The following is a 26,476-nucleotide window of genomic DNA, read 5'->3' on the forward strand; positions in this document are numbered from 1 at the left end:
ATCCCCGTAGAGACGTTGCAGGCAAAGTCTCTACATATTAAACCATGAATTGCTAATCAAAAAATCCATACCCAGATTTGATATAATTAATAATCCTGGCAAAGACGCGCCATGGCACGTCTCTACTTAATATTAAACTCTCAAAACATCTTTAGGTATATCTCATGGTTAATCGTCTTTCTGAATCCAAAAGTCTCTATCTTCGTAAACACGCAGAAAATCCCATTGATTGGTGGCCCTGGTGTGATGAGGCTTTAGAAACAGCAAATCAGAACAATAAACCCATATTTCTTTCGATTGGTTATTCTAGTTGTCATTGGTGTACTGTCATGGAAGGAGAGGCATTTTCTGACCCTGGAATTGCTCAATATATGAATCAAAATTTCTTGCCAATTAAAGTTGATCGAGAAGAACGGCCAGAAATTGATAGTATTTATATGCAAGCCCTACAAATGATGACGGGTCAGGGGGGATGGCCGTTAAATATATTCCTAACTCCTGATGAAAGAATCCCTTTTTATGGCGGCACTTATTTTCCCTTAGAACCCCGTTATGGTAGACCTGGATTTTTAGAAGTTTTACAAGCTATTCGTCGATTTTATGACTTAGAAAAAACCAAATTGCAAGCGTTTAAAGATGAAATCATGACGAACTTGCAACGGTCTACAATTTTACCCATTTCTGAATTAACCGAAGATTTATTAAAAATAGGATTAGATGCCAATACTGGGGTGATTAGTCGCCATGAATATGGGGGGCCAAGGTTTCCCATGATTCCCTATTCCGAGATGGCATTACGGGGAATTAGGTTTAATCTTGAGTCAAAATATGATGGCAAAGAAGCCTGTACCCAACGGGGTTTAGACTTAGCATTAGGGGGAATTTATGATCACGTTGCCGGGGGATTTCATCGGTATACGGTTGACCCGACTTGGACAGTTCCCCACTTTGAAAAAATGCTCTATGATAACGGGCAAATTGTTGAATATTTAGCGGATTTATGGAGTGCTGGTATTCAAAAACCTGCCTTTAAACGTTCAATTCAGGGAACTGTTGAATGGTTAAAACGGGAAATGACCGCCCCGGAAGGGTATTTTTATGCTTCCCAAGATGCCGATAATTTTACTACTGCCGAGGAGTTAGAACCGGAAGAAGGAGCTTTTTATGTTTGGAATAATAGTGAACTGGAAAAAACATTAACTCCAGAAGAATATGCCGCCCTACAAGAACAATTTACTATTACAAAATCGGGAAATTTTGAAGGTAAAAATGTCTTACAACGTTGCAATGCAGATGAGTTAAGTAATATCATCGAATCTGGTTTGGAAAAACTGTTTCAAGTCCGGTATGGGGAAATGCCAGAAACCTTGAAACTCTTTACCGCCGCCCGCAATAATCAGGAGGCAAAAACCCATGATTGGTTAGGTAGAATTCCTCCGGTTACAGATACTAAAATGATTGTAGCATGGAATAGTTTAATGATTTCCGGTTTAGCCAAAGCTGCGAAGGTTTTTGGGGAAGTTCAATATTTAGAATTAGCCACAAAAGCGGCTCAATTTATCCTAAATCATCAATGGGTAGATGGACGTTTACATCGAGTCAATTATGAAGGAGAACCCGATGTTGTAGCTCAATCTGAAGATTATGCCTTATTAGTTAAATCTTTGATTGATTTACACCAAGCCAGTTTAACCGTAACCCCTGCTTTAATATCACCCGATTATTGGTTAGAACAGGCGAAAAAAGTTCAAGAAGAATTTAATAATTTACTCTGGAGTGTGGAATTGGGAGGCTATTTTAATACCGCCCAAGACACCGGAAAAGACTTATTAGTTCGAGAACGCAGTTATATTGATAATGCCACTCCTTCGGCAAATGGGGTAGCTATTGCTAATTTAGTGCGGCTGTTTTTATTAACAGAAAATCTGGAATTTTTAGACCAAGCCGAACAAGGTTTAACTGCCTTTAGTTCCGTGATCCAAAAATCCCCCCAAGCTTGTCCTAGTTTATTTACAGCCTTAGACTGGTATCGAAATAATACCCTGGTGAGAACTTCTACCGAACAAACTTCAGGGTTAGGTGTGCAGTATTTCCCATCGACTATTTTTAAAGTTGATAACACGCTTTCTCATGATATTATTGGCTTAGTTTGTCAGGGATTAAAATGTAATAAACCTGCCAAAAACTCCGAAGAACTGTTACAACAGTTGCAAGCCAGTCAAACTCGCTCTTAACTTGAATTTTTGGCTGTGTAAGTTGATATCTTTACCAGCCAATTAATAGGGATTTAATATTACTCGCCAGTTTTTTGATTTTTTTCTACAATAGTAGTGTTTTAATGGAATCAACCTCTATGTATTTTACTTGGCTCGATAGCAACTCTTGGTTACTGGAAATAGGCGGAAAACAAATTTTGATTGACCCTTGGTTAGTGGGTGCATTAACCTTTGGGAATCAAACTTGGTTATTTAAGGGGGAAAGACGAAATTCCCGACCCATTCCTGAAAAGATTGACTTAATTTTATTATCTCAGGGATTGGAAGATCACGCCCATCCTGAAACCTTAAAACAACTGAACAAAAATATCCCCGTTGTCGGCTCTCCTAGTGCGGCAAAACTTGTTCAGGAGTTGGGATATACTCAAGTAAGTAGGTGGTCATAAATAGAGTTAAAATAAGAAATGAATAAATATCAGAGGAATAGTCATGCCACTCAGGTTAAGAATTCAACTAACAGAAGAAGAAAAACAAGAGCTACTAACTCTGTATCAGCAAGAGAAAGTTCCGAAAAGAACAAGGCAGAGAATAGATATATTAATGTTTAGTGATGGAGGATGGATGGTCTCAAAAATAGCCCAGACTTTAAGGTGTTCAGAAGCCATGGTAAGAAAAACAATAACTCGATGGATAAATCAAGAAAAAGAAGGATTATTTGATGCTCCTCGTTCGGGAAGAAAACGGAGGTGGAAAGAAGAAGATATAGAATATTTAGAAACTTGTATAGAGTCAGATGAAAGAACTTATAATAGCCGTCAACTGTCGGAAAAACTTCTGCGAGAGAGAGCGATCGCACTAAGCGCAGAAAGAATTAGAAAAATCTTAAAAAAAAAAGACTGGCGCTGGAAAAGAACAAAAGCCAGTTTAAAGAAAAAACAGAATCCCGAAAAAACAGCGAGCAAGAAAAGAGATTTGGAGACGTTAAAGCGTTATGAAGAAGAGGGTTTGGTCAGATTAAAATATTTAGATGAGGCAGGTTTTTGTTTATGGAGTCCTGTGAGTTACACCTATGTAAAAAAGGGGAAGCAGAAACAAATAAACCAGACGAAAAAGCGAGGAAAAAGATTGAATGTAATTGGAGTATTAGAAAAAGGAAAAAGTTTTGAGTACGGTTTAAGTTTGTCAGGAATTACAAGTGAGAATTACATAAAATTTATAGATTGGCAAGCGGAAAAAGCTGAAAAGCATTTTCAAAATACTCGACAAATTACCGTACTGATTCAAGATAACTACAGTGTCCATAAAAGTCAAAAAATACAAGAAAAAGAAAGGGAGTGGCAAGACAAAAAATTAGAATTTTTCTTCCTGTCTGCTTATAGCCCTGAATTGAATGAAATCGAACCAGAATGGCATCAATTAAAAACTCATGAACTGGCGGGAAGAATGTTTGAAGATGAATATGATTTGAGCCAAGCTGTGATTCAAGCCATTGAAGATAGAAACGAAAGAAATGATTGTACCTGCGATCGCTTGCGATTTAATTCCCTGAGTAACTCTCAAGAATTATCCTAAACAATTTTTTCTATTGTTGACTTTATTTATGACCACCTACTTACAAGCTTTGGAACATGGACAAACCTATTGTTTAGAAAATCAGGTAGAAATTAAATCCTTGCGAGGTTCTCCCATCGGCCCAACAACTCTTGAAAATGCCTATCTTTTAAAAGATTTAATAACAGAAAATACTGTTTATTATGAACCCCATGGATATCATGATTCTCTATTAAAAGAACTAGCCCCCATTGATGTCGTTATTACCCCATTAATTGATATTAGTTTACCGTTAATTGGGCCAATTATTCGCGGACAAAAAACAGCCTTGGAGTTAGCTAAATTAGTCAGTCCCCAAGTGATGTTACCCACGGCCGCCGCCGGGGATGTGGTTTATGAAGGGTGGTTAGTTTCGTTATTAAAAGTCAGTGGTAATTTAGAGGATTTTCGGTCTATGTTAGCTAAAGAAAATCTATCCACCCGGGTACTCAATCCCCAGCCCGGAGAAGGTTTTGAAGTGGTATTAGAACGGCGTCCGGTGGGTGTTTAATTCACAACGTATAGCAGGGGCGTATTCATACGTCCTCGCTTCCTAACTGCTTTGCCTTACTCCCAGAAATCTAGGTTAAGAAGGTCATCTAAGGAGCGGGTAAATTGCCAAGTATCAGGAAATTTTGTGTCTTTATATTCGGGTTGCAGCTTTTTCAGACATTGCTGATAAACTGTATCCAGGACTTGGGGATAGTCATTCTGTAAGCTAGGAGAAATTTCAATCAAGTCTTCAATTTCGGGGCGAATATTGCGAATTGTCCTTTCCCAGCCATGATATTCTAGGGGCATATCAACATAGTAGCGCTTCATAATATGTTCTATTAATGCCCTAATTTGTCCTTTAAAGGCATTTTTCTGCGCTTTCCCCAAAGAATCTATTTCCTCTATTAAGTTGGCAATATCTAACTGTTTAAAGTCTCGATTCTGTAAATGGGTGATAGTTTCTTCTGTCCATTTTAAAAAGTCGCAATCATACGGTTCCACAATCGGAGCGGGGGAAATAGCAATCATTTGTGCTTTTTTCCAATTACCATAATGCCACTTAGCATTTGTGGCAATCTCACCGAAAGCAATCTCGGCCCGACGTGCTACTTCCGCGCCGGTGACTTTTGAGAGGTCACCGTAATTTTGTTGGAGGATATCATCACAGATTGCCCAATTTTTACCCCCTTTTGTATGCGGGCCGGGACGGTTTAACTTACGGTTAACTTTTGTTCCGTCGGTTGCTGTTGTGCGGGTCGTTGTTGCCCGTGTTGTTGTAACAGAAGGAGCATAAAGTGCCGTGATATCACGGGCGAGCGTCCGGGGGTCTAACCCGGCTTTAATCATAGTATCCATAGTTTGCTTACAGTGTGCAATCGTAGCAGCATATTCCGACTCAAGCGACGACACAATAGCCAATTTTTTAGCTTTGATTGCCTCAATAGAATCTTCAAATGCAGCAATCTGATCGTCAAGTGATTCGGGTTGGTTGTTAAGGTTGTTAGCGGTCATGATGTTTTGGCTCCGTTTGGTTGTTCGTTTGTCGTTTTGGACTGTAACCCAGGTAGGGGTAATTCATGAATTACCCCTACCTGGGCAACTCCTGGGATTATTTCAACACGGTTTTAGACACAATCCGGGTTTTCTTCTTATCACTTTCGGACAATTCTTCTCCTGATTGTAAGCGAGTTGCACTGGTTTGTAGAACTGTTGCTGCGTTTTTATCCCCCATTTGTAAAGCGGTTTTAGCGGCGGTTTGTAACATGGTTGCTGCCCCCGCCCGGTCGCCTTGTTGCAGTTTAGTTTCAGCAATTTGAGTTTGACGATATTTGGCTAAGGTTAAAATTTGTTGTTGCACAAACCCATCCATTTTGGGTTGATAGGAACTCACAAAATTACCTTCTACAATCACCAAATCAGAATATAAATCTTTTAAATCTAAGGAAGGATCATCATAGCGGACTTGAACATGGGCGATCGCTTGTTTTCCGGCCGGAAATTTATCAAAATATAAATTAGCTAAAACCACCCGATCTATATCTTTCATCACATCCCCTAAACGGACAATCCATTTATCTCCTTCTTTTTGAATCGGTAACTCAATCGTATCGGGGGCAACTTGGGCGATGGGTTTGAGTTCGGCTAACCGGACATGGGGCATTAAATCCAATAATAAATAGGAATTTGTTAACCCCACCGACTGCATTTTATTGAACAAACGACTGAATTGATCCAAGGCTTGTTCGGGATGTTCAATATAGGCTAAAGTTCCCCCCGCAGCATCGGCAATTTCTTCTAAAACATCGGAGTTCCAATCTTCTCCAAACCCCAAAGTATTAATAGTTAAGTTATAACTAGCAGCGAGTTTGGCGAGTTTCAAACAGCGATTATTGTCTCCATGTTCATTTTCCCCATCGGTTAATAAAAACCCTTGAGAAATTCTTTCTTGTTTACCTTTTCCTAATTCCTCAATCCCTAACTTTAGCCCTTCATCAATGGCCGTTCCCCCGGAGGTTTTTAAGCCTTGAATTTTCCGTTTAATATTTTCCAAATCCGTAATATCTTGATTGGGAATTAAAACCTTAGCGCGGTGATCAAAGGTTATAATAGAAATGCGATCGCCCGGTTTTAATCGATCGACTAACTCAATTGCTGCCTGTTTCACGGTTTCTAGGGGTTTTCCACTCATAGAACCGCTATGATCTAAAATCAGGCACAAATTCAAAGGAACATCGGCATCACTTTGGGAGGGAAAAGCCGAAATGGAGATCGCCAACTGACGTTGACTGTTACCAACGGACAGATCAAAGTTGGGATCACTAAGAATTGCTTGTAAACTGAGTTTCATAGGATTACCTGAAGTTGCGCTACTATTTTTATAAGTTTAAGGTTGAGAATTCCTGATGAGAGAACCCATTCAAGCTGTGCAATCGGCATATTCTTACACCGATAGCCCAATTCGGACTCCCCCGCCAGACTTAGAATCCCTTCTGTTGAAGGAAAGGATTGTTTATCTGGGACTTCCCCTGTATTCGTCCGATGACATCAAACGTCAAGTCGGAATTGATGTTACTGAACTAATTATCGCTCAACTGCTTTACTTACAGTTCGACGATCCTGATAAACCTATCTATTTCTACATCAACTCTACGGGAACTTCCTGGTATGGAGGAGATGCAATTGGGTTTGAGACTGAAGCTTTTGCCATTTGCGATACTTTGGGCTATATTAAGCCTCCAGTTCATACTATTTGTATCGGTCAAGCGATGGGAACCGCAGCCATGATTTTAGCTGCCGGGACTAAAGGTTTTCGGGCAAGTTTACCGAATGCCACCATTGTTTTAAATCAAACCAAAAGTGGGGCAAGAGGTCAAGCAACGGATATCCAAATTCGGGCGAAGGAAGTTCTCGATAATAAGAGAACCATGTTAGAAATTTTAGCAAAAAGTACCGGACAAACGGTGGCAAAAATTTCTAAAGATACCGATCGGATGTTCTATTTAACACCAGAAGAAGCCAAGGAATATGGCTTAATTGATAAGGTGTTAAAAAGTCGCAAAGAACTGCCCGCATTGGTAGCAACGGTTTAAAATTAATTGAAGTTAAAAAGGTAAAAGCTATGCCGATTGGGATTCCGAGTGTTCCTTACCGTCTTCCAGGTAGTCAATACGAAAGATGGATTGATATTTATACCCGTTTAGGTGTAGAACGGATTTTGTTTTTGGGTCAAGAAGTCACCGATAGTTTGGCTAATCGAATTGTGGCACAAATGCTTTATTTAGATTCGGAAGATTCTAATAAACCCATTTATTTGTATATCAATTCTCCCGGGGGATCGGTAACAGCCGGGATGGCGATTTACGATACCATGCAATATATTAAGGCCGATGTGGTCACAATTTGCGTGGGTTTAGCGGCTTCCATGGGAGCTTTTCTATTGGCCGCAGGAACCCCCGGAAAACGTTTGGCTTTACCCCATGCCAGAATTATGATTCACCAACCCTTGGGCGGGGCAAGAGGGCAGGCTACGGATATCGAAATTGAAGCCAGGGAAATTTTGAGAATCCGCAGTTTATTGAATGATATTTTAGTGCAGCGCACTGGGCAAACTTTGGCGAAAATTCAGAAAGATACGGATCGGGATTATTTCCTCTCTGCGCCAGAAGCCAAGGATTATGGTTTAATTGACCAGGTGATTGAAGAACGGGCTACCGTGGCTTTAACCGCAGGTTAAGGGTTAACAATTCACTATAATATTGGATGGGTTTTTCCCATCCATTTATCCTCTAATTGTTTTTCTATTTGTGCAATTTACTTCCCATATTATTAAATTGAGTCACTGATAAAATTAGTGATGGATATAACTGACTATTATCGACAATTAGGATTAAGATCCGGGGCAAGTTTGGAGGCCGTGAAAACCTCTTATCGTAAACTAGCCAGACAATATCATCCTGACGTCAATCCTGGCAATGAAATCGCCCGAGAGAAGTTTATGGCGATTACAGAAGCCTATAAATTTTTATTAACTATTGCTAAACCCGAAGCAGAATTAGAACCCGTTACGGCTTCCACAAAACCCGTGACATCGGGGTTTAAAGTTCCCCAATATCAATCAACAAAAGTTAAAATTACCTCCAAAAGTCCGCCGATTGAGTTTAATCCTGAATTAACGCCGGAGGAGCAAAAAATCAAGGAAAATTTCTATTTAGAGTTACAAAATCTATTAAAATCTAAGCGTTTTCCCAGGGCGATCGCATTAATTGAAGGGTTAGCCCAACGTATTCCCCATGATCCCGAAATTCGCCAATGGCAAGCGATTTCCTATCAGCGTTGGGGACGACAATTAATTACGGAAAAGCAGGTTGAAAAGGCGAGAAATTATTTAAAAAAAGCCTTAAAAACTGATCCCCATAATCGGGCATTATGGGCAGAAGTGGAACGGGATTTTAGACAATTGGAAAAGATTTATTAATTTTAAAAAACTCAATCTGTGATCTATAAAAATTATTGATATTTTGCATACAAGTCGTCAAAATATTCTGGTACTCATAGCGATCTCCTCCTAAAACTCTCCTCGGCCCCTGGTTTCTAGGTTCTACCTAGGGCTTGCTGAAAAAAGGCGAAAAGCCAGAACAGAGGGGAGGTGAAGACAAGAAAAAATGAATCAGGTGCAAGGGATGGGTGTAAAATAACGCAAAAACCTTGCATGAGTCGGTGAAAATGTACCGTAAAGACGAGCAACCAAGGACACCACCCGAAGAGTTCAAACTGCCATTTGAGGGAAAACTCTCAGAAGAGAATCGGTGGGTAATCATGGCCCAATGGATACCGTGGGCAGAATTTGAAGCGGAATACGCAGAATTATTCTCATCTGTTATGGGAGCACCAGCCAAAACATTTAGAATGGCATTGGGAGCCTTAATCATTAAAGAAAAATTAGGGATAAGTGATAGAGAGACAGTAGAACAAATCAAAGAAAATCCCTACTTGCAGTATTTTATTGGGTTGTCCGATGCAATATATTAAACGAAACTTAGGACATATAGACCAAATAATCGCCAATAGAGGGAGGCTGGATGAATTGAATGACAGACAATATAAGAGTTTATTAGTGGTATCAGAAGTTTATCGTCAACAGCAATGGATGTATGATCATAACAAACAAAGTATTTCCGACAGAATCGTAAGTTTAAGCCAACCCCATATTCGTCCAATTGTCCGAGGAAAAGCCGGAACGTCAGTAGAATTTGGAGCCAAATTGTCTGCTAGTTGTCTGGATGAATATGTATTTCTTGACCGGATTAGTTGGGATAATTTTAACGAATCATGTGATTTAAAAGCACAAATAGAGGCTTTTAAAGAATATACGGGACATTATCCTGAGTCAGTCCATGTAGATAAAATTTACCGAACTAGAGACAACCGAGCTTGGTGTAAAGAAAAGGGGATTAGAATGAGTGGCCCCCCGTTAGGTAGACCTCCAGTAAATATTAGTAAAGCTACTAAGAAGCAGGCGTCAGAAGATGAAAAGATTCGGAATTCTATTGAAGGCAAATTTGGCCAAGGAAAAAGAAGATTTAGCCTGAATCGGATTATGAATAAACTAGCTCATACTTCCGAAACGGCAATTGCTATTACTTTTTTAGTCATGAATCTCTCTGTGATTCTTAGACAGATTTTGGGGTCAATTTTTTTATTCCATTACTTTTTTCAAGTCATTGATTATGACAAGTTATCTCTTAACTCATTACCTCGAAAAAAACTTATCTGACCTTCTGACTTCATTAGCTAGTTAATCATTCGTTTCCTTTTCTGTTACTTTTTCAGCAAGCCCTAATTATTCATAAAAAGCAGAACTTCGCCCAAACCTTTTAGGAGGATCGACAATCTGAAAGCAAACCGCTTTCGGATTAAAAGCAATAATAGTTTTAGATCTACCCAGGAATTCAATAGTATAACATTCCTCTGGTGTAATCGGTGCAACAATCCTTTGGGTTCCTTCCCAATTATAAATATGTACTTCTTGACAAGATTGAACTCGTTCTAAGTTCAAAAGCCAGTAAAAAGTCTTGCCTAAAATTGCCAAGGTGCGTAACCCTTCAGGTGATTCATTCAGCGTAGTTAGGTTATCGGAGTATCTAGCCTGAAGTTGTTCGGGGGGGATACCTGTTCGGACAACTACAATTTCATTAGTCATGTTGATATTTGTTCTTAAGATAATTTCCGATTATTCCCTATTGGTATAATACGTTAATTCCTCAACCCGTAAGGGCGGGTTCGCCGATCAATTTTGAATGATGCGATGAGCTACGCGCTGCTAGAGGCGATCGCGCCATTGAACTCCGATAGTCAAACCATTCCTTTAAAGAGAATGAAACCAATTTTCTATTTTCAACCCATCAAAGTCTTGAAAATCGGAGACATTATTAGTTACTAAAACTAAATCATTAGTAAAAGCAATAGAAGCTATTTGACTATCACCAAAAGCAGGAATTTTACCCACCTTAGATAATCTTGCTCTTTGCTGTGCGTGATATTGCGCAGATTTTAACTCATAATCAAATAAAGGAACATTTACTACTAAATCATTAATATATTGTTCAAAAAAGCTACGTTTTTTCGATTCCGGTAAACGCAAACACCCATATAATAATTCATGAATAACCACGGTAGCTGTGCAAACTTTTAATTCATTAATCCTCAATCTTTCTACGACTTGGGGATTCGGAACAGGACGCATAGATTCAGAAATAACATTTGTGTCCAGCAAATAGATTAAACTCATAAATTAACTTCTCTCCCCGGTGACTTATCCCGTAAATCTACAAAATCCTCATCATCAAAAATAATCCCTTCCTGTTCTATTTTAGCTCGAAAATTTTGGTAAGCTGTCCAAAAATTATTAACTTTTTTGATTTCTACTAAAACCTCTTGATTATCAGGAAAATCTACTTCCTCCAACAACTCAATAATTTTGCCTTTTTTAATTCCTTTAACAAACATAACTATAACCTCCTGAATTTTTTGATGATTAACTATAACAGAAAATACCAAAATAGAAATAAAAAAACTGACGGGGTAACAACCCCGCCAAAAAATAGAAATTTCTGGTGAATTTTGACATCCTCCCCGCCGTAAACGGACGGGGATTCCTCACCACGCCACCTTTTGAGGATGGTCGTTGAATGGGGTTGACGCTTCGCAGACTGTTGCTACTTTAAAAGCAGTCTTACACTGTCTCCACGTCCGTTTTAAGTCTCGAAATGCCCTCCCGCGACTTAAGTTTAACCTCGTTCACAAGTTAAACTTTTTGTTTGATTTGTTAATTAATGCGTTCAAGGATGGACTTCCCGTTGCCTTACATCCGCTTCCCCAGTTTCTAATCTCAACCCCGCAGGACTTTCAACCTTGTTATTTATTTCGGAGTATCTTTGATTCGGGCGGGTCTTTTTACAACCACTAATATATTAACAAAAAACCAAAGTAATTCGGTAGTTTTGTTATTTATATTAATAAAAATTCCTCCTAGAAGGACGAGGTTTTAAACCCATTTTTCTGATAAATTAACTGGGACTCTTAAGATTCTCTACAAATCCAAAGTTAAGGGTCGGAGGTTCTAAATTAGGAATCATCACATCCACACCGGGCGGTAACGGGGGTAATTTAGGCATTCCGGTTTCCACATCTTCTGTTAATTTGGCAATAAATTCCGAGGAGGGAACCTGGGCTACCTTCATGGTATTTAATAGTTGAGCCAGACCTACCTCAATATCATTGCGGGGGTCAATGGCTACCCAACCTTGACTGGTTAACTTCCGTAACTCAAAGTGTAAATGGGGCCCGGTTGATACCCCCGTACTTCCGACCCGTCCAATCACTTCCCCCTGTTTAACCTGCTCTCCGGGTTTAACAAATAATTCCGATAGGTGACCATAGAGGGTTTCCTGGGATTTTTCCGAGTGGTTTAGTACCACTGCCATCCCGTAGCCGCCTAACCAATCGGCGACGGACACTTGCCCCGAATAGGACGCCACAACGGGAGTCCCTTCATCGGCACCTAAATCAATCCCGGTGTGAAAACGGCCATAACCCAAAACCGGGTGCTGACGCCAACCAAATAAAGAGGTAATTGGGGAGGGAATAGTTAAGGGAAAAAGTAGGCTACTATTGCCATTTCCCCGCACCGCCGCCGGACGTTGGGTGCGATTATAATAGGTCAAACCGGAATTGCTCATGCTGCTGACCACCATGGGGCCAACTTGAATCGGGCTAAACCCGGTAACGGCTACTTCCCCGGAGTATGACCCGCCATAACCATAATCAACGGCTTGAGGTTGCTCTGTGTCGGTATAGTTGGCTTCATAACCGCCACCCGTATAGGCTGGGGAGTTGGCAACAAACCCATTAGAGTAGGAGGAATTGGGCTGAGTATAGGCGGTATTTCCCCCGTCTAGTAAGGGGTTGGGAATGGAGCCTAAATTATTATTGCCAATGTAGGGAGTATGGCCAGTATAGGGAGTATTGCCGATGTAGGGAGTATTACCAATGTAGGGAACTTGATTATTTTCAGCCTGATAAATTGGCGAGGGATAAACCGGGGCGCATAAATCTCCGGCGGCTTGTCCCAATTCCAAAGCTGCTTCGCATCCGGTTGAACGTTCGGAGAATACTACCGTAGAGGGAGCTTCATAGCCGTCCGTATATCCCTCCGTCGCGCCGATTTGGTAATCCGTGGGATCGATATAAGCATTGGCTGGGGACTCGGCCGCCGGGGGTATGTCTGGAAAAACAATCTCCTGTTCAGGTGCGGGAACAATATTAGGAATTTCGGGGGTGTAGGGTTCCGAATAATATTCTGGTTCAGGATTATAAGCGGGTTCAGAATAACTTGGATCAGGTGTAGAGTAGTCTGGAACAGCGTCAGGTTCGCTGTAGGTGGGCTCGGGTTGAAGATCAGGTTCAATAAAGCTATCACTGTATCCCGTAGTCGCTTCAGGAACACTGGGAACAAACGCCTCCACGGGTTCAGCTTCCACAGGGATAGAAAATTCATCCGTAGCAATTACCCGACTACTGAATAGAACTAAACCTGTTAGACAACCTAAACCCAAAAGGGTATAACTTCCTAAACCCAAGCACCAACGTCCTTGGCGGGTATCGGATGTTGGATATTTTTTCTGTTCCGTCATCTTCCTCACAACCAATGATGATCTAAGCGTTTAACTGTAGCCGATACTTATTGTACCGGGCTGTTGGTCAATTTCTCGATAAAAACCGATTTCGGTTTTGGGATAAAGACCAATTCGTAGGTTCCCCTGTTCCGAAATTCCGATAATCTCACCGATTTGATCCCCAACTTTGATCGGTTTTCCGATACAGGTTAAGAGTTGATTATAACTCTTTAACATTTTCTTAACCTTAGCATCGGATAAGTGTTGAATCCCGATGTCTAATCCCTGTAAAACTAGGGCAGCAAGGAATTCTAGGGATTGAATCGCCGGAGGTGTTGCAGAATGGGCAAAAAAGGTTTGTAAATTAATCCCCATTTCAGGAACGGGATTTTCCCAGTTTAAACCAACTCCGATCACCGCTTGAGTAATAAGCTGTCCCGAAATTTTAGTTTCGGTAAGAATTCCGCCGAGTTTGCGCTGATTTAAGATTAAATCATTCGGCCATTTAAGTTGTACGGGACAGGAGCGATCGCGCAAAACTGTGGCAATACCCCAAGCGGAACTGATGCTCAATTGGGCTTTTTGAGTCACGGGAAGCCTGAGTTCAACAATTTTTGATAAAAACAACCCCCCCTGACTCGACTGCCATTGTCGGCCCCATTGTCCCCGTCCCGCCGTTTGTTGTCCGGCGATAACTACAGTTCCGGGCGGTTCCCCCTGTTCTAAGAGTTCCCAGGCGGTTTGATTAGTAGAAATTAAGCTATCAAAATAATGAATATTCGGTAGAGACTTACCATGGGGAGACGCGCCATGGCACGTCTCTACGAGGGTTTGTAGGGCAGATTCTAAACGGGATAAGTTGAAGGTCACGCAAGTTATTTAATCGAGGGTTAAAATCAAGGCAGTTTGTAGTCGCAACAGTTCGTAATCATAATCTTATGCACACTTGGCATTGGCAAACCTGGGATGGATTACCCTATTTAACCTGTAGTTTGCTCAAAGATTGGCAACATGGGTTTTTTACCCGTTCCTTTAGTCCTCGAACTCCCTCGGACTTAGTGGATGTTTTACAACCTGGGGTGAATGTGTATCGAGTCAAGCAGGTACACGGAAATCGGGTATTGAAAACCGGAACCGTTGACCCCGTGGATCATTTAGCATTGGAAGATAAACTCCTGGCGGAAGCGGATGGTTTATTTGCGGAAAACTCCTCGGAGGCGGTGTGGGTAGCTACGGCCGATTGTGTTCCTGTGTTAATTGCCGATGCTCAAACGGGGAAGGTAGCGGCGGTTCACGCCGGATGGCGGGGGACGGCGGCTAAAATTGTTCCTGAAGCGATCGCTCATTTTCAAGCCCAGGGGAGTCAATTAGAGGATTTACGGATAGGATTAGGGCCAGCTATTTCGGGACAGGTGTATCAAGTTTCCTTAGATGTGGCGACCCAGTTAGCCCAAAGTTTGATTTCTGATACCGAGGGACTAGAACCCGTCTATCACCTCCCCAATTCCCCCCTACTTCCCGATCCGGAGCCGAATAAAGTCCGTTTAGATGTGCGACGATTTAATAGCCTACAACTAGAACAGTTAGGAATTGCACCGGAACAGGTGGCGATCGCTCCCCATTGTACCTATCAAGACCCGGAGGCTTTTTTCTCCTACCGTCGGGAACAATTAAAACGGGTGCAGTGGTCAGGGATTGTCAGTCAGTAGGATTAATCGATCAACGGTTTGGATCAAGATTGAGTTAAGCTTACAATAAATAAAACGGTATAAGAAAAAGTCTGATGAGCGAGCAAAGTCCCTACGAACAGCTTGGGGTTACCCTTGATGCCTCCTTTGATGAAATTCAGGTAGCCCGGGATCGCCTAAAACAGCAATATAGTGGCGAAGTTAAGCTGCTGCAATCGATTGAAGCAGCCTATGATGCCATTTTGATGGATCGGTTAAAAATGCGACAAGAGGGCAAAATTAAAGTCCCGGAACGAATTCGTTTTCCCGAACGAGTAGCTCCAACTCCGCCCTCTGGTGTTCAACCTGCGGCGAATTCAAAACCGAATTGGTTCAGCCAACTGTTGGATACTCCCAGTCGGGCTGATTTATTATGGCCTTCTGGCGCCTATGTTACATTGGCGGGTTTGAGTCTGTATTCGGGTTTTGGGATCTCGTTATTACAGCTAACTTTAGCCCTGGGTGTGGGATCTTGTCTTTATTTTCTCAACCGTAAGGAAAATAAGTTTGGTCGAGCAGTTTTGCTAACCGTTGCGGGTTTAATTGGAGGGTTAATATTAGGAAGTTTATTGAGTTCACTAGCAGGAGCGATCGCGGTAGAACGATTTATTGCTTTTATTACTTTTATTGTTTTGTGGCTTGTGGCTTGCTTTCTGCGTTAATTCCCAAGGGTTCAAAGTTACCAAAATTAGGGAACACTTCGGCAAGCTCAGTGCAAAGCAGGGAAAAGGCAACAGGCAACAGTGAAGAAAAGAATTTAGCAGTTTTTTTCCTAACTGTTAGGGGCGACTTCCATAAAAATAGGGCTATATTTCTGAAAACAGAAATAGCCCTATTTTTATTTAAACGGATTCAATTTTTAGAAATCGAATTAAACAACCGCCGCCATTTTGACATCATTATTGGCTAACAGTTCTTGTAATTCATCGGCATCCACCGTTTCTTTATCAATTAAAACATCAGCTAATTGATTGAGAACATGGCGGTTTTCTACTAATACTTGTTTTGCCCGTTTATAGGCAGCATCTACCAGGACACGGACTTCAGCATCAATGGTGGAGGCGGTTTCTTCGGAGAAATCCCGTTCCGACATAATATCCCGGCCCAGGAACACATTCCCCTGTTGACGCCCTAAAGCCACCGGGCCAAGGCGATCGCTCATCCCATAACGGGTAATCATTTGACGAGCCACCCGAGTCACCTGTTGTAAGTCATTAGAAGCGCCAGTGGTGACTTCTTCCTCTCCAAAGATAATTTCTTCGGCGACCCGGCCACCCAAAGCCACGGCCATTTGATTTTCCAAATAGGAGCGGCTGAACAAACCGGAGTCCATCCGTTCTTCACTAGGCATAAACCAGGTTAACCCCCCAGCCCGACCGCGAGGAATAATACTAATTTTCTGTACGGGGTCATAGTCGGGCATTAAGGCCCCCACTAAGGCGTGTCCGGCTTCATGGTAAGCCACCAGGGTTTTGCGTTTTTCGCTCATCACCCGATCTTTCTTCTCGGGGCCAGCTAACACCCGGTCAATGGCATCATTGACTTCATCCATGGAAATTTCCGTCAAGTTACGACGGGCGGCTAAAATAGCGGCTTCGTTTAACAGGTTGGATAAGTCCGCCCCGGTAAACCCAGGGGTACGACGGGCAATTTTATCTAAGTCCACATCTTTAGCCAAGGTTTTGCCCCGGGCATGGACGCGGAGAATTTCTGCCCGGCCGTTATAGTCGGGACGGTCAACTACCACTTGACGGTCAAAGCGACCCGGACGCATTAAGGCGGAGTCGAGGACGTCGGGGCGGTTGGTAGCAGCAATAATAATAATTCCGTTATTGCCCTCAAACCCGTCCATTTCCGTTAATAATTGGTTCAGGGTTTGCTCGCGTTCATCGTTACCACCGCCTAAACCTGCACCCCGTTGACGACCTACGGCGTCAATTTCATCGATAAATACGATACAGGGGGCATTGGTTTTCGCCTGTTCAAACAGGTCACGCACCCGGGACGCACCCACACCCACGAACATTTCTACAAATTCCGAACCGGAAATACTGAAGAAGGGAACGCCCGCTTCTCCGGCGACGGCTTTGGCTAGGAGGGTTTTACCTGTCCCTGGGGGGCCGACTAATAACACCCCTTTAGGAATTTTTGCCCCAACGGCGGTAAACCGATCGGCATTTTTCAGGAAGTCCACGACTTCGCTGAGTTCTAGTTTAGCTTGCTCGATACCCGCCACATCCCCGAAGGTGACTTGGGTTTGGGGTTCCATCTGCACTCTGGCTTTAGACTTGCCAAAGTTCATGGCTTGGCTACCGGGGCCATTTTGAGCGCGACGGAGTAAGAAGAATAACCCCACTAAGAGTAAAACGGGGAAAAACAGACTGCTGAGGGCTTTGAACCAGAAGCTCTCATCGTTTTGGGGTAAAACTGAAATATCAACATTATTTTCGGTCAGGATATCGATCAGAGCCGGATCGTTGGGAAGGTTAACAATAACTTTATTCCCATCCTGAGCCGTGACTAGGGCTCTGGAGCGATCAGAACTGAGGCTGACCCGTTCAACTTTATTACTCTTGACTTCTTGAATAAAGGTACTATACTTCCAGCTTTCCCGAGTTTGGGGCTGTTTATCAAAAAAGGCAGTTGCTAATGCTAAGACGACAATGGCAAGCAGGGCGTATAACCCCGCATTTCTCCAGCGTTTATTCACCGAGGTCTATCCTCCTACTGTTGCGGCGAGTCCACAGGACTCATTAGTTATGGTATTGTTACTAATCTTAACGTATTTTTCATCAACAGTGCATCGGGTCTTGTTTGGTGATCTCAATCACTCAAGCGTTCAGCCCTTGATTGTTTTGGCACTCGCGCGCAGTAATATAGTAAAAGATTTTTCCCTCAGTTGAGTTTAAGGTCAAACCACAGTGCAAGTTAAAAGTCAATCAAAATTTACCCAAAATTCCTTTTGTAAAGTTTGTGGTTCTATATCCCCTTATTTTGCTCAAGCTACGGTCTTAAATCGCTATAGTGTTGATTATTTTAAATGTTCGGTTTGTGGATTTGTCCAAACTGAAAAACCCTATTGGTTAGATGAGGCCTATGCTGATCCGATTGCCATGAGTGATGTGGGATTAGTAGCCCGAAATTTTAAATTTTCTCAAATCACTCAAGAGTTAATTATATCCTGTTTTAATCCTCAAGGCAAGTTTTTAGATTATGGCTGTGGTTATGGTTTATTTGTGCGGTTGATGCGGGATTTGGGGTTTGATTTTTATGGTTATGATCAATATTGTCAAAATATATTTTATCAGGGATTTGAAGGAAATCAACAAGAAAAATATGATTTAGTTACGGCTTTTGAAGTGTTTGAACATTTTGTTAATCCCCTGGAGGAGATTGAAAAATTATTAAAGTTTTCTAAAAATTTATTATTCAGTACCCAACTGCTTCCGGCGGATCATCCTCAACCGGATCAATGGTGGTATTATGCTCTCCATGAAGGTCAACATATTGGAATTTATACCTATCAATCGTTATTAAAAATAGCTGAAAAATTCAAGTTAAATTTATATTCTGATGGTAGTAGTTTACATCTATTAACCGAACATAAAATATCAGGATCAGCATGGAAAAATGCTATATCTATAGAAATTTCCCCCCAGACTTTACCCTCACTCACGCAACAAGATTTTTTAAAAGCTGTGGCCAATCGTCAATCGATAAATTCTGATCAGCAATCAATTAAAATTATTATTGATGGGGTATTTTTCCAAATTCGTAACACGGGAATTGCCAGGGTGTGGAAATCTTTACTAGAAGAATGGTCTACAAAAGATTTTGCTCAACAAATTATTGTTTTAGACCGAGAAGGGACTACCCCTAAAATTCCTGGGATTAAATATTATCAGATTCCCGAATATAGTTATGATAAAATTGTAGAAGATCGCCAACTATTACAAAAAATCTGTGATCAAGAAAATGCGGATCTGTTTATTTCCACCTATTATACGACTCCCCTAACAACTCCTTCAGTATTTATGGGATATGATATGATTCCAGAGCAGTTAGGACTGGATTTAACGATTCCCATGTGGCAAGAAAAACATCATGGAATTGAACACGCATCGGCTTATATTACGATTTCTGAAAACACAGCCCAAGATTTAATTCACTTTTTCCCTAAGATTAATAAAGATCAAATTACCGTCGCCCATTGTGGTGTCCCGGCTGTATTTTCCCCCGCAACAGCGGAAGCTATTCAACAGTTTAAATTCAAATATAGCATCAATAAACCCTATTTTATTTTAGTCGGTCAACGCTTAGGTGCGGGAGGATATAAAAATACTCTATTGTTTTTTAAAGCACTAACTCAACTGAAAAATAATCGGGATTTTGAAATTGTTTGTGTGGGAGGAGAGCCCACTTTAGAAGCTGAATTTTATTCCTATACTCAACAGTTTAGAATTCATTTATTACAACTCAGTGATCAAGAATTAAAACAGGCCTATTCCGGCGCAACTGCATTAGTTTATCCCTCTAAATATGAAGGGTTTGGGATGCCAATTATAGAGGCGATGGCTTGCGGTTGTCCGGTGATTACCTGTCGAAAAGGTTCAATTCCAGAAATCGCGGGGAATGCCGCTTATTATGTGGATGAAGACCAGGTTTTAGAAATGTTACAAGCCTTAGAACAAATTCAAAAACCTGAAATTTATCAACCGTTAATTCAAGCGGGTTTACAACAATCTTCTCAATATTCCTGGTCAAAAATGGCTGACATTATTCAACAGACTTTAATTCAAACCGTGCAAAATTTAAAAACATCAACAAAATCACTGGATTTTCAAGACTTTACCTATTCTAAACGCAGTCATTTTAATCAATTTAAACGGTTTAAAGCCTATAGTAATATTAATCCCGATGCTTGTGATCTGAAAATTTATCAAGATTTATTGGTCTATAATTTTATTATCCAAAATTTCCCTAAAGGTTCAAAACTGTTAGAAATTGGTGGGGGAAATTCTCGAGTTTTAGAAGCATTAAAACAGGACTATGAATGCTGGAATTTAGATAAATTTGAAGGCGTAGGAAATGGCCCCAATCAAATTCAAAATTATGCCAACTCTCGGATTGTTTTAGACTATATTGGTAACTTTAACCCTGAACTTCCTAATCAATATTTTGATTGTGTTTTTAGTATTTCTACCCTGGAACATATTATGGAGGATGAAACAACCTTTCAAAACATCACTCAAGATATGGATCGAATTTTAAAACCCTTGGGGTTTTCCTTACATTGTTTTGATGTGGTGGTGAAGCCCGGCGAAGTTTGGACAAATCAATTTTTACCCTATTTATTTAAGACCCAAAAAACCTTAAATTCCAGAATTGATTTTGATAAAATTAAACGTGATCCTGATTTATATGGAATGTCAGAAACAGCCTATCGCCAGTTTTGGCAACCCACAACCCAAAAATCCTATCAAGAATTTGGTCAACCGATTTCCTATAATATCCTCTGGCAAAAATCCGCCACCAATGTCAGATCTGTATCTCCTGAAATTTTAGTTTATTCATCTTTACCTAAAATTTCTATTGTTACCCCGTCTTTAAATCAAGGTGAATTTTTAGAGGAGTGTATTGATTCTATTTTGAGTCAGAATTATCCTAACTTAGAATACATGATTATGGATGGGGAAAGTACGGATAATTCCGTTGAAATTATTAAAAAACATGAGAAATATTTAACCCATTGGCAAAGTCAGGCGGATGGCGGTCATTATGCGGCGGTGAATGCGGGATTTCAAAAAACAACCGGTGAAATTATGGGATGGTTAAATTCCGATGACAAATATCATCCCGATGCTTTTTATAAACTGGCGGCAACATTTGGTCACAATAAACAGGTGGAATGGGTGATGGGAATTCCGACGGAATGGGCTAGAAACGGAAGACATATTCATAGTCAAATGCAGACGCCTTTATGGTCAAGAAAAATGCTTTTAGATAAACAATGGGTCGAACAATATCAACAATTACAACATACTTGGATTCAACAAGAAAGTACATTTTGGACGCGATCGCTCTGGGAAAAAGCCGGATCAAAATTACAAACAAATCTCAATTTAGCGGGGGATTTTGAACTGTGGTTGCGTTTTTCTCGTTATGCTCCTTTGTATTTATTAAGAAGTTTAATCGGCGGATTTCGTACCTATGATACCCAACGTTCTAAAATTTATCGAGAGCAATATTTTCAAGAAGTTAAGCAAATTGTTCAAGAGGAATTGCAATTAATTGAGCAAGGAAAATATATTTCTGATCAACCATCTCCCCCTGTAATTGTGTTGGAAGATCATCAATTTTTAGCCTTAAAACAAAAGGCTTTAACCGACCCTAAAATTAAAGTATCTGCGATTATTTCTACCTATAATTCGGCATCAATGATGTCGGGAAGGTTAGAAAATTTAGTTGATCAAACTTTATTTCAACAAGGAAAATTAGAGATTATTGTTGTTGATTCCGGTTCCCAGGAAAATGAACGAGAGATTGTTTCTAGGTTTAAACAACAATATCCTGACTCGATTATTTATATTAAAACTGAAGCAAGGGAACCCATTTATCAAGCATGGAACCGGGGAATTGCGATCGCCCGGGGTGAATATATCACCAATCAAAATACCGATGATCGTCTCAAATTAAATGCTTTAGAACGATTATCTAACTATTTAGATGAACATTCAGAAGTCGTATTAGTACACGCCGATCAGCAAGCGGTATCACTAGGAGAAACTGTTAATTTAGAGCAATTAAATGGCAAACCTCACTGGAAATGGCCGGAATTTTGTCGTTTAAAATTATTATTTTCAGCCCAAGTAGGTTCTCAACCAATGTGGCGAAAATCCCTACATAATAATTATGGATTATTTGATCAAACCTTGAAAGTTCGAGGAGATCAAGACTTTTATATTAGAATTGCTAATGGGGGAGAATTCCATTTTATTCCCGAAATATTAGGGACTTTGAACTTATCAGAAAATTCCTTAAGTCATCAACAAGATTTAAGTCGTGAAGAAGAAGTTTTAATCTTTAAAAGATATACCTCCTCCCGGGAAAAATTAGCTCAATTTTTGAATCATGCTCAAATTCAACCCACGGATCAAAACTATCAAATTTTAGTCAATAATTTATCCTGTGATTTAGCGAATCAGGTTTTATCACAGTTTCATTTACCCTTTTATATCAAATTAATCACGGAATTATTAAACTCTGTAGTTGAATTGGGAACCTATCAACAAACAGTACAAACTAATTTATTAAGAATTTGGAACCGTTTTTCTGACCCCGCCACCCGATTTCAATTTATGAAAACATTATCACCCCAAATCATAGAAACTTGTGATGAGCAAATTCAACTCAAAGGGGAGGGAATGGAAAAAATTGATGAGTCTCAACTTTATATTAATTTATCTAAACTCAGTCAACTTAATTCACCTAAAATTAATCCGGTTTTTTCCCCTCAACCTCGACCCTGTTGGTCGGTGATTATTCCTAGTTATAACGGTGAAAAATATATCGAACAGGTGTTAAATAGTGTTCTGAGTCAAGCCCCCAGTTCTGAAGAAATGGAGATTATTGTTGTTGATGATTGTTCAACTCATCCAGAGATTGAAGCTATCGTTAAAAACATCGGTAAAAATCGAGTTAAATTCTATCGACAACCGCAAAATTTAGGGTTAATTCCTAACTGGAATGATTGTATTCAACGGTCTACGGGGCAATGGATTCATCTTTTACATCAGGATGATTTAGTCCTCCCTGGATTTTATACTCGGATGCGAGAACTACTAGAAAAAGAACCCACCGCCGGGGCTGGATTTTGTCGCCATTATTATATTGATGAACAGGGAAAACAACGCTCCCTTTCTGCGTTAGAACAACAAACAAATGGGATTATTTCTAATTGGTTAGAACGCATTGCTGTGATGCAGCGCATTCAATTTGCTGCGATGGTGGTTAAACGCAGTGTTTATGAAACATTAGGAGGATTTTCTGATAATGCAGGTTCCGCAGCAGATTGGGAAATGTGGAAACGAATTGCCGCCTATTATCCTGTAGCCTATGAATCTCAACCTTTAGCCTGTTATCGTTTACATTCAACTTCAGAAAGTTCTAAGTTAATTTCCATTGGGGCTAATATTTCAGATACTTTAAAATCTATTGAACTCTCTCAATCCTATTTACCCGAAAATTTAGCGATTAATTTATCAAATAAAGCCCGAGAACACTATGGTTTATATGCTATTAATACCGCTCAACAACTATTAGTTAATGGTGATGCTAAAGCCGTAATTGCTCAAATTCAAGAGGCATTAAAGTGTAGTCAATCTGATGTTGTTAAACAAGCTATTATTGAGTTATTTAGTCCTCAACAACCCAAAGCTCAAATCAGAACCTTAACTCCGGCTCAAATTTTGGCGGAAGTTTCCCGTTTAACTGAAGAATACAAGAAAACAAATAACCCAGATTCCCTGCGTCAAATTCGGCAAATTGTCGCTCAATATTGGTTGGCTTTAGAATCAGATAATTTAGAAAAAACCTATGGCGGAGAAATTGGTCAAGCCCATAAAATCCTACTCAATAGTGGGTTAAAAAATGAAGCCTTAACATCCCTAGAAAAAGCTCAACTTCAAGATTGGTATGCTTATCTAAAACAAGGGTTAAATCAACCTAAAAGCATACAGCATTTATTGGCAATTATTTTATATAGTTATCCCTATCAATTATCAGCTAATTGGTATATTCAAGCTCCGATTCCTAAATGGTTTTTACCGGATTATTTTGAGTTTATGTTAGCCGTCCCTCAGTTTTTCCAAGAGTTAGGAGAAGCTGAACTATATTATCGTTATTTAGAAAATTGGATTCACTATATTCATGAGCGGTTTATCAGTCATCCTGAGTTTCCAATTTGGCAGGAATTAGCGTGGAAATTCACCCAAATAGCTAACTTTATTCCCCTATATTTTAATACGGCTAATCTCAAAGATATTTATATTAAACGGGCGGAAATTATCGAATTCGCCCTAACTCATTTGGGGTATTCCTTAGATTATCAGTTTCCCCAGCGTCCAACTCGTCAGAAAATTCGCTTAGGAATTCTAAGTAACCATTTCCTACCTCAAACCGAAACCTACTCAACTCTACCAGTTTTTGAGTATTTAGATTCAACTCAATTTGAGGTGATTTTATATACTCTACAATCAAATAATCATCCCCTAGAAAAGTATTGCCAAAGTCGGGTAGAACGCTTTGTAAAACTGCCTAAAAATATCTCAGAACAGGTTCAATTAATTCGGAATGATGATTTAGATATTCTCTTAATTGGAACTAATGTAACGGCTGTTAATCACGGGATAACGCTCTTAGGATTACATCGGTTAGCCCGCATTCAAGTCACATCAACATCATCCTGCGTAACTACAGGAATGCGGAATATGGATTACTATATTTCAGGAACTTTAACGGAAATAAAACAGAATCCCCAAGCCCAATATCGGGAAAAATTAATTCTTTTAGAAGGGACAGCCCACTGTTTTAGTTATTATGCAACTCCCCCGGAACTTCCCCAAGTCATTCCCCATCGTTCTAGTTTAGGAATTTCTGAACAAGCGGTTGTTTTTATCTCCGGTGCAAATTTCTATAAAATTATTCCTGAACTCCGAGAAACCTGGGCTAAACTATTAGCAAAAGTTCCTGATTCTGTATTAGTTTTATATCCCTTTAACCCCAATTGGGCATCCCAATATCGGGCGCTTCCCTGGATTAATAATTTTAAAGAAGTTTTAGCAGAATATGGGGTTGATCCGAGTCGTTTAATTCTCATTAAACCCCAAGGAAGTCGTAGTGATATTAAAGAATATCTGAAATTAGCGGATATTTATTTAGATTCCTACCCTTTTTCTGGGGTCAATTCTTTAGTTGATCCCTTAGAAGTGGGTTTAGTTCCTGTTGTCCGTGATGGGGATGTGATTCCTAATTTTTCTCCCACCACATCCCAAGCGGGAGAGATTTTTGTGGTGCGAGATAGTGGGTCATTCCGTTCCTTGATGGCGGCTTCTTTGTTGCGATCGCTCTCTCTTGATGATTTAATTGCCAATGGTGAAGAATCCTATATTAATTTAGCTACAACTCTCGCTAATAATCCTCAACTGCGACAACAAAAACGCCAGGAAATTCAACAAAAAATGCAGCAAAATCCTGAATTTTTGGATAGTCGCACCTACTCGGCTAAAATGGGTGTAATTTTCCAACAGTTATTCCAAACTTGGCAACAAAACCAACCAAACTCGCCATCTATTCAACTCAATAGTCGAGAAGCAATTCAACAGTATTTATCGGCTTTGGTAACTAATATTAATTATTATGAATTAGAACGAAATAATCAACTTATTGTTGATCAGTTGCGTTCTATTCGGAAAATCATGGTGGAACATTGGTTGAAAATTCCAGCAGAACATTTAGAAAAAATGTATACAACGGATTTAGGAAAAGGATATCAAATTCTCTTAAATCGAGGGATTCAAGGGGAACCTTTAACCACTGAAGAAGAACAATTAGTTAACCAAATTACTCAACAGGCGATTGGACTTAAACAGTCTGATTCTTTAAATCATTTAATGGTATTAATGTTATATTATCCCCCGGGAAAAATGGTAGTTGCAAATGCAGAAACCCGTTTACCTGAATGGTTATTAAAAGAATATCAACGGGTATTTGAAAATCCGTCAGCTTTAGAAAAGGTAACGGTATCGGATGTTGGCAAAAATCAACCCTTAACTCCTATTGAATCCTTCCAAAATCGGTTAATTGGATGTGTGAATTTATATAAAATTGATCCGGCTAACGTTGCTATTGTTGAGGATTTACGTCAAATTCGCCGACAATTTGCTGATTTTTGGTTAGGTTTGGAAACCACACAATTAGAATCGGTTTATCAAAGTTCAGTCGGTCAAACCTATCGAACCCTATTATATAGTGGGTTTTCTCAAGAAACTTTAACAACTACAGAACAGCAATTCATTAAAACCTTAGCCTCTCAAATGAATCAAGGATTGACTCAAATAGAGACGATTAAACCTCTATTGGCGGTGTTATTATATTGTCGCCCTGAACAATTACAAATTCAAGATTTATCCCGTTTACCGCAATGGTTTCGTCCAGATTATGAACAGTTAAGCCATCAATAAACCAATAAGATTGTTGCGCCGTTGTTGCGCTGAAG

Annotated in this window: 17 protein-coding genes and 2 pseudogenes; 11 read left to right on the forward strand and 8 right to left on the reverse strand. The window is 40.1% G+C overall.

Annotated features, from left to right (window positions below):
- The first annotated feature begins 164 nt into the window (after positions 1-164).
- The 4 genes and pseudogenes from PL9631_RS08610 (at position 165) to PL9631_RS08625 (ending at position 4,317) form a co-directional block, all read left to right on the forward strand.
- On the forward strand, positions 165-2,234 hold the full coding sequence (locus PL9631_RS08610) for a thioredoxin domain-containing protein (protein ID WP_083619027.1): 2,070 nt from the start codon (positions 165-167) through the stop codon (positions 2,232-2,234).
- Between the two features lie 119 nt (positions 2,235-2,353).
- Positions 2,354-2,647: pseudogene (locus PL9631_RS08615) on the forward strand (MBL fold metallo-hydrolase); the annotation flags it as partial.
- Positions 2,648-2,705: 58 nt separating this feature from the next.
- Positions 2,706-3,788, forward strand: coding sequence for an IS630 family transposase (locus PL9631_RS08620; RefSeq protein ID WP_083616166.1), 1,083 nt, complete (start codon positions 2,706-2,708; stop codon positions 3,786-3,788).
- A 28-nt stretch (positions 3,789-3,816) separates the two neighbouring features.
- Positions 3,817-4,317: an MBL fold metallo-hydrolase gene (locus PL9631_RS08625; protein ID WP_083619030.1), complete on the forward strand. Its 501-nt coding sequence runs from the start codon at positions 3,817-3,819 to the stop codon at positions 4,315-4,317.
- 56 nt (positions 4,318-4,373) lie between these two features.
- Here the strand turns inward: PL9631_RS08625 and PL9631_RS08630 are convergent, their stop codons facing one another.
- Both PL9631_RS08630 and PL9631_RS08635 read right to left on the reverse strand, forming a co-directional pair.
- Entirely contained in the window at positions 4,374-5,312 is a 939-nt protein-coding gene (locus tag PL9631_RS08630; RefSeq protein WP_083619032.1) for a DUF29 domain-containing protein, read from the reverse strand.
- Positions 5,313-5,409: 97 nt separating this feature from the next.
- Complete coding sequence (locus PL9631_RS08635) at positions 5,410-6,648, reverse strand: vWA domain-containing protein (RefSeq protein WP_083619033.1); 1,239 nt, start codon at positions 6,646-6,648, stop codon at positions 5,410-5,412.
- Positions 6,649-6,703: 55 nt separating this feature from the next.
- Between PL9631_RS08635 and PL9631_RS08640 the strand changes: the two genes are divergently transcribed.
- The 4 genes and pseudogenes from PL9631_RS08640 to PL9631_RS08655 all read left to right on the forward strand — a co-directional run bounded on the left by PL9631_RS08640 (position 6,704) and on the right by PL9631_RS08655 (position 10,074).
- A complete protein-coding gene (locus PL9631_RS08640) occupies positions 6,704-7,390 on the forward strand; it encodes an ATP-dependent Clp protease proteolytic subunit (protein WP_079676660.1) in 687 nt (228 codons plus the stop codon).
- A gap of 29 nt (positions 7,391-7,419) precedes the next feature.
- Positions 7,420-8,034, forward strand: coding sequence for an ATP-dependent Clp protease proteolytic subunit (locus PL9631_RS08645; protein WP_083619035.1), 615 nt, complete (start codon positions 7,420-7,422; stop codon positions 8,032-8,034).
- Positions 8,035-8,154: 120 nt separating this feature from the next.
- Positions 8,155-8,775, forward strand: a complete 621-nt coding sequence (locus PL9631_RS08650; protein ID WP_083619037.1) for a J domain-containing protein — start codon at positions 8,155-8,157, stop codon at positions 8,773-8,775.
- 248 nt (positions 8,776-9,023) lie between these two features.
- Positions 9,024-10,074: pseudogene (locus PL9631_RS08655) on the forward strand (transposase).
- Positions 10,075-10,140: 66 nt separating this feature from the next.
- Here the strand turns inward: PL9631_RS08655 and PL9631_RS08660 are convergent.
- From PL9631_RS08660 to PL9631_RS08680, 5 genes are all read right to left on the reverse strand, one after another.
- A complete protein-coding gene (locus PL9631_RS08660; RefSeq protein WP_083619039.1) occupies positions 10,141-10,500 on the reverse strand; it encodes a hypothetical protein in 360 nt (119 codons plus the stop codon).
- A 165-nt stretch (positions 10,501-10,665) separates the two neighbouring features.
- Positions 10,666-11,088 carry a type II toxin-antitoxin system VapC family toxin gene (locus PL9631_RS08665; protein ID WP_083619041.1) on the reverse strand — a complete coding sequence of 141 codons (423 nt, stop codon included), beginning with the start codon at positions 11,086-11,088 and terminating at the stop codon, positions 10,666-10,668.
- Positions 11,085-11,306 (reverse strand): hypothetical protein, encoded by a 222-nt coding sequence (locus tag PL9631_RS08670; protein WP_083619043.1) that lies wholly within the window; start codon positions 11,304-11,306, stop codon positions 11,085-11,087. The genes PL9631_RS08665 and PL9631_RS08670 overlap by 4 nt, the downstream gene beginning before the upstream one ends.
- Before the next feature lie 560 nt (positions 11,307-11,866).
- The gene (locus PL9631_RS26670; RefSeq protein ID WP_083619046.1) at positions 11,867-13,492 is read right to left on the reverse strand and encodes a M23 family metallopeptidase; all 1,626 of its coding nucleotides are present in this window, start codon (positions 13,490-13,492) and stop codon (positions 11,867-11,869) included.
- A gap of 30 nt (positions 13,493-13,522) precedes the next feature.
- On the reverse strand, positions 13,523-14,344 hold the full coding sequence (locus PL9631_RS08680; RefSeq protein ID WP_083619048.1) for a biotin--[acetyl-CoA-carboxylase] ligase: 822 nt from the start codon (positions 14,342-14,344) through the stop codon (positions 13,523-13,525).
- A gap of 68 nt (positions 14,345-14,412) precedes the next feature.
- Here PL9631_RS08680 and pgeF point away from each other — a divergent pair, with 68 nt between their 5' ends.
- On the forward strand, positions 14,413-15,183 hold the full coding sequence (gene pgeF, locus PL9631_RS08685) for a peptidoglycan editing factor PgeF (RefSeq protein ID WP_083619050.1): 771 nt from the start codon (positions 14,413-14,415) through the stop codon (positions 15,181-15,183).
- A 74-nt stretch (positions 15,184-15,257) separates the two neighbouring features.
- Positions 15,258-15,863: a CPP1-like family protein gene (locus PL9631_RS08690; RefSeq protein WP_083619052.1), complete on the forward strand. Its 606-nt coding sequence runs from the start codon at positions 15,258-15,260 to the stop codon at positions 15,861-15,863.
- A 209-nt stretch (positions 15,864-16,072) separates the two neighbouring features.
- On the opposite strand, the gene ftsH3 is transcribed toward PL9631_RS08690, so the two are convergent.
- Complete coding sequence (gene ftsH3 / locus PL9631_RS08695) at positions 16,073-17,911, reverse strand: ATP-dependent zinc metalloprotease FtsH3 (protein WP_083619054.1); 1,839 nt, start codon at positions 17,909-17,911, stop codon at positions 16,073-16,075.
- Positions 17,912-18,122: 211 nt separating this feature from the next.
- On the opposite strand from ftsH3, the gene PL9631_RS08700 reads away from it, so the two are divergent.
- Entirely contained in the window at positions 18,123-26,441 is an 8,319-nt protein-coding gene (locus tag PL9631_RS08700; RefSeq protein ID WP_083619056.1) for a glycosyltransferase, read from the forward strand.
- Positions 26,442-26,476: the final 35 nt, after the last annotated feature.

Origin of the sequence: Planktothrix paucivesiculata PCC 9631, from assembly GCF_900009265.2 — a bacterium.
Lineage (GTDB): Bacteria > Cyanobacteriota > Cyanobacteriia > Cyanobacteriales > Microcoleaceae > Planktothrix > Planktothrix paucivesiculata.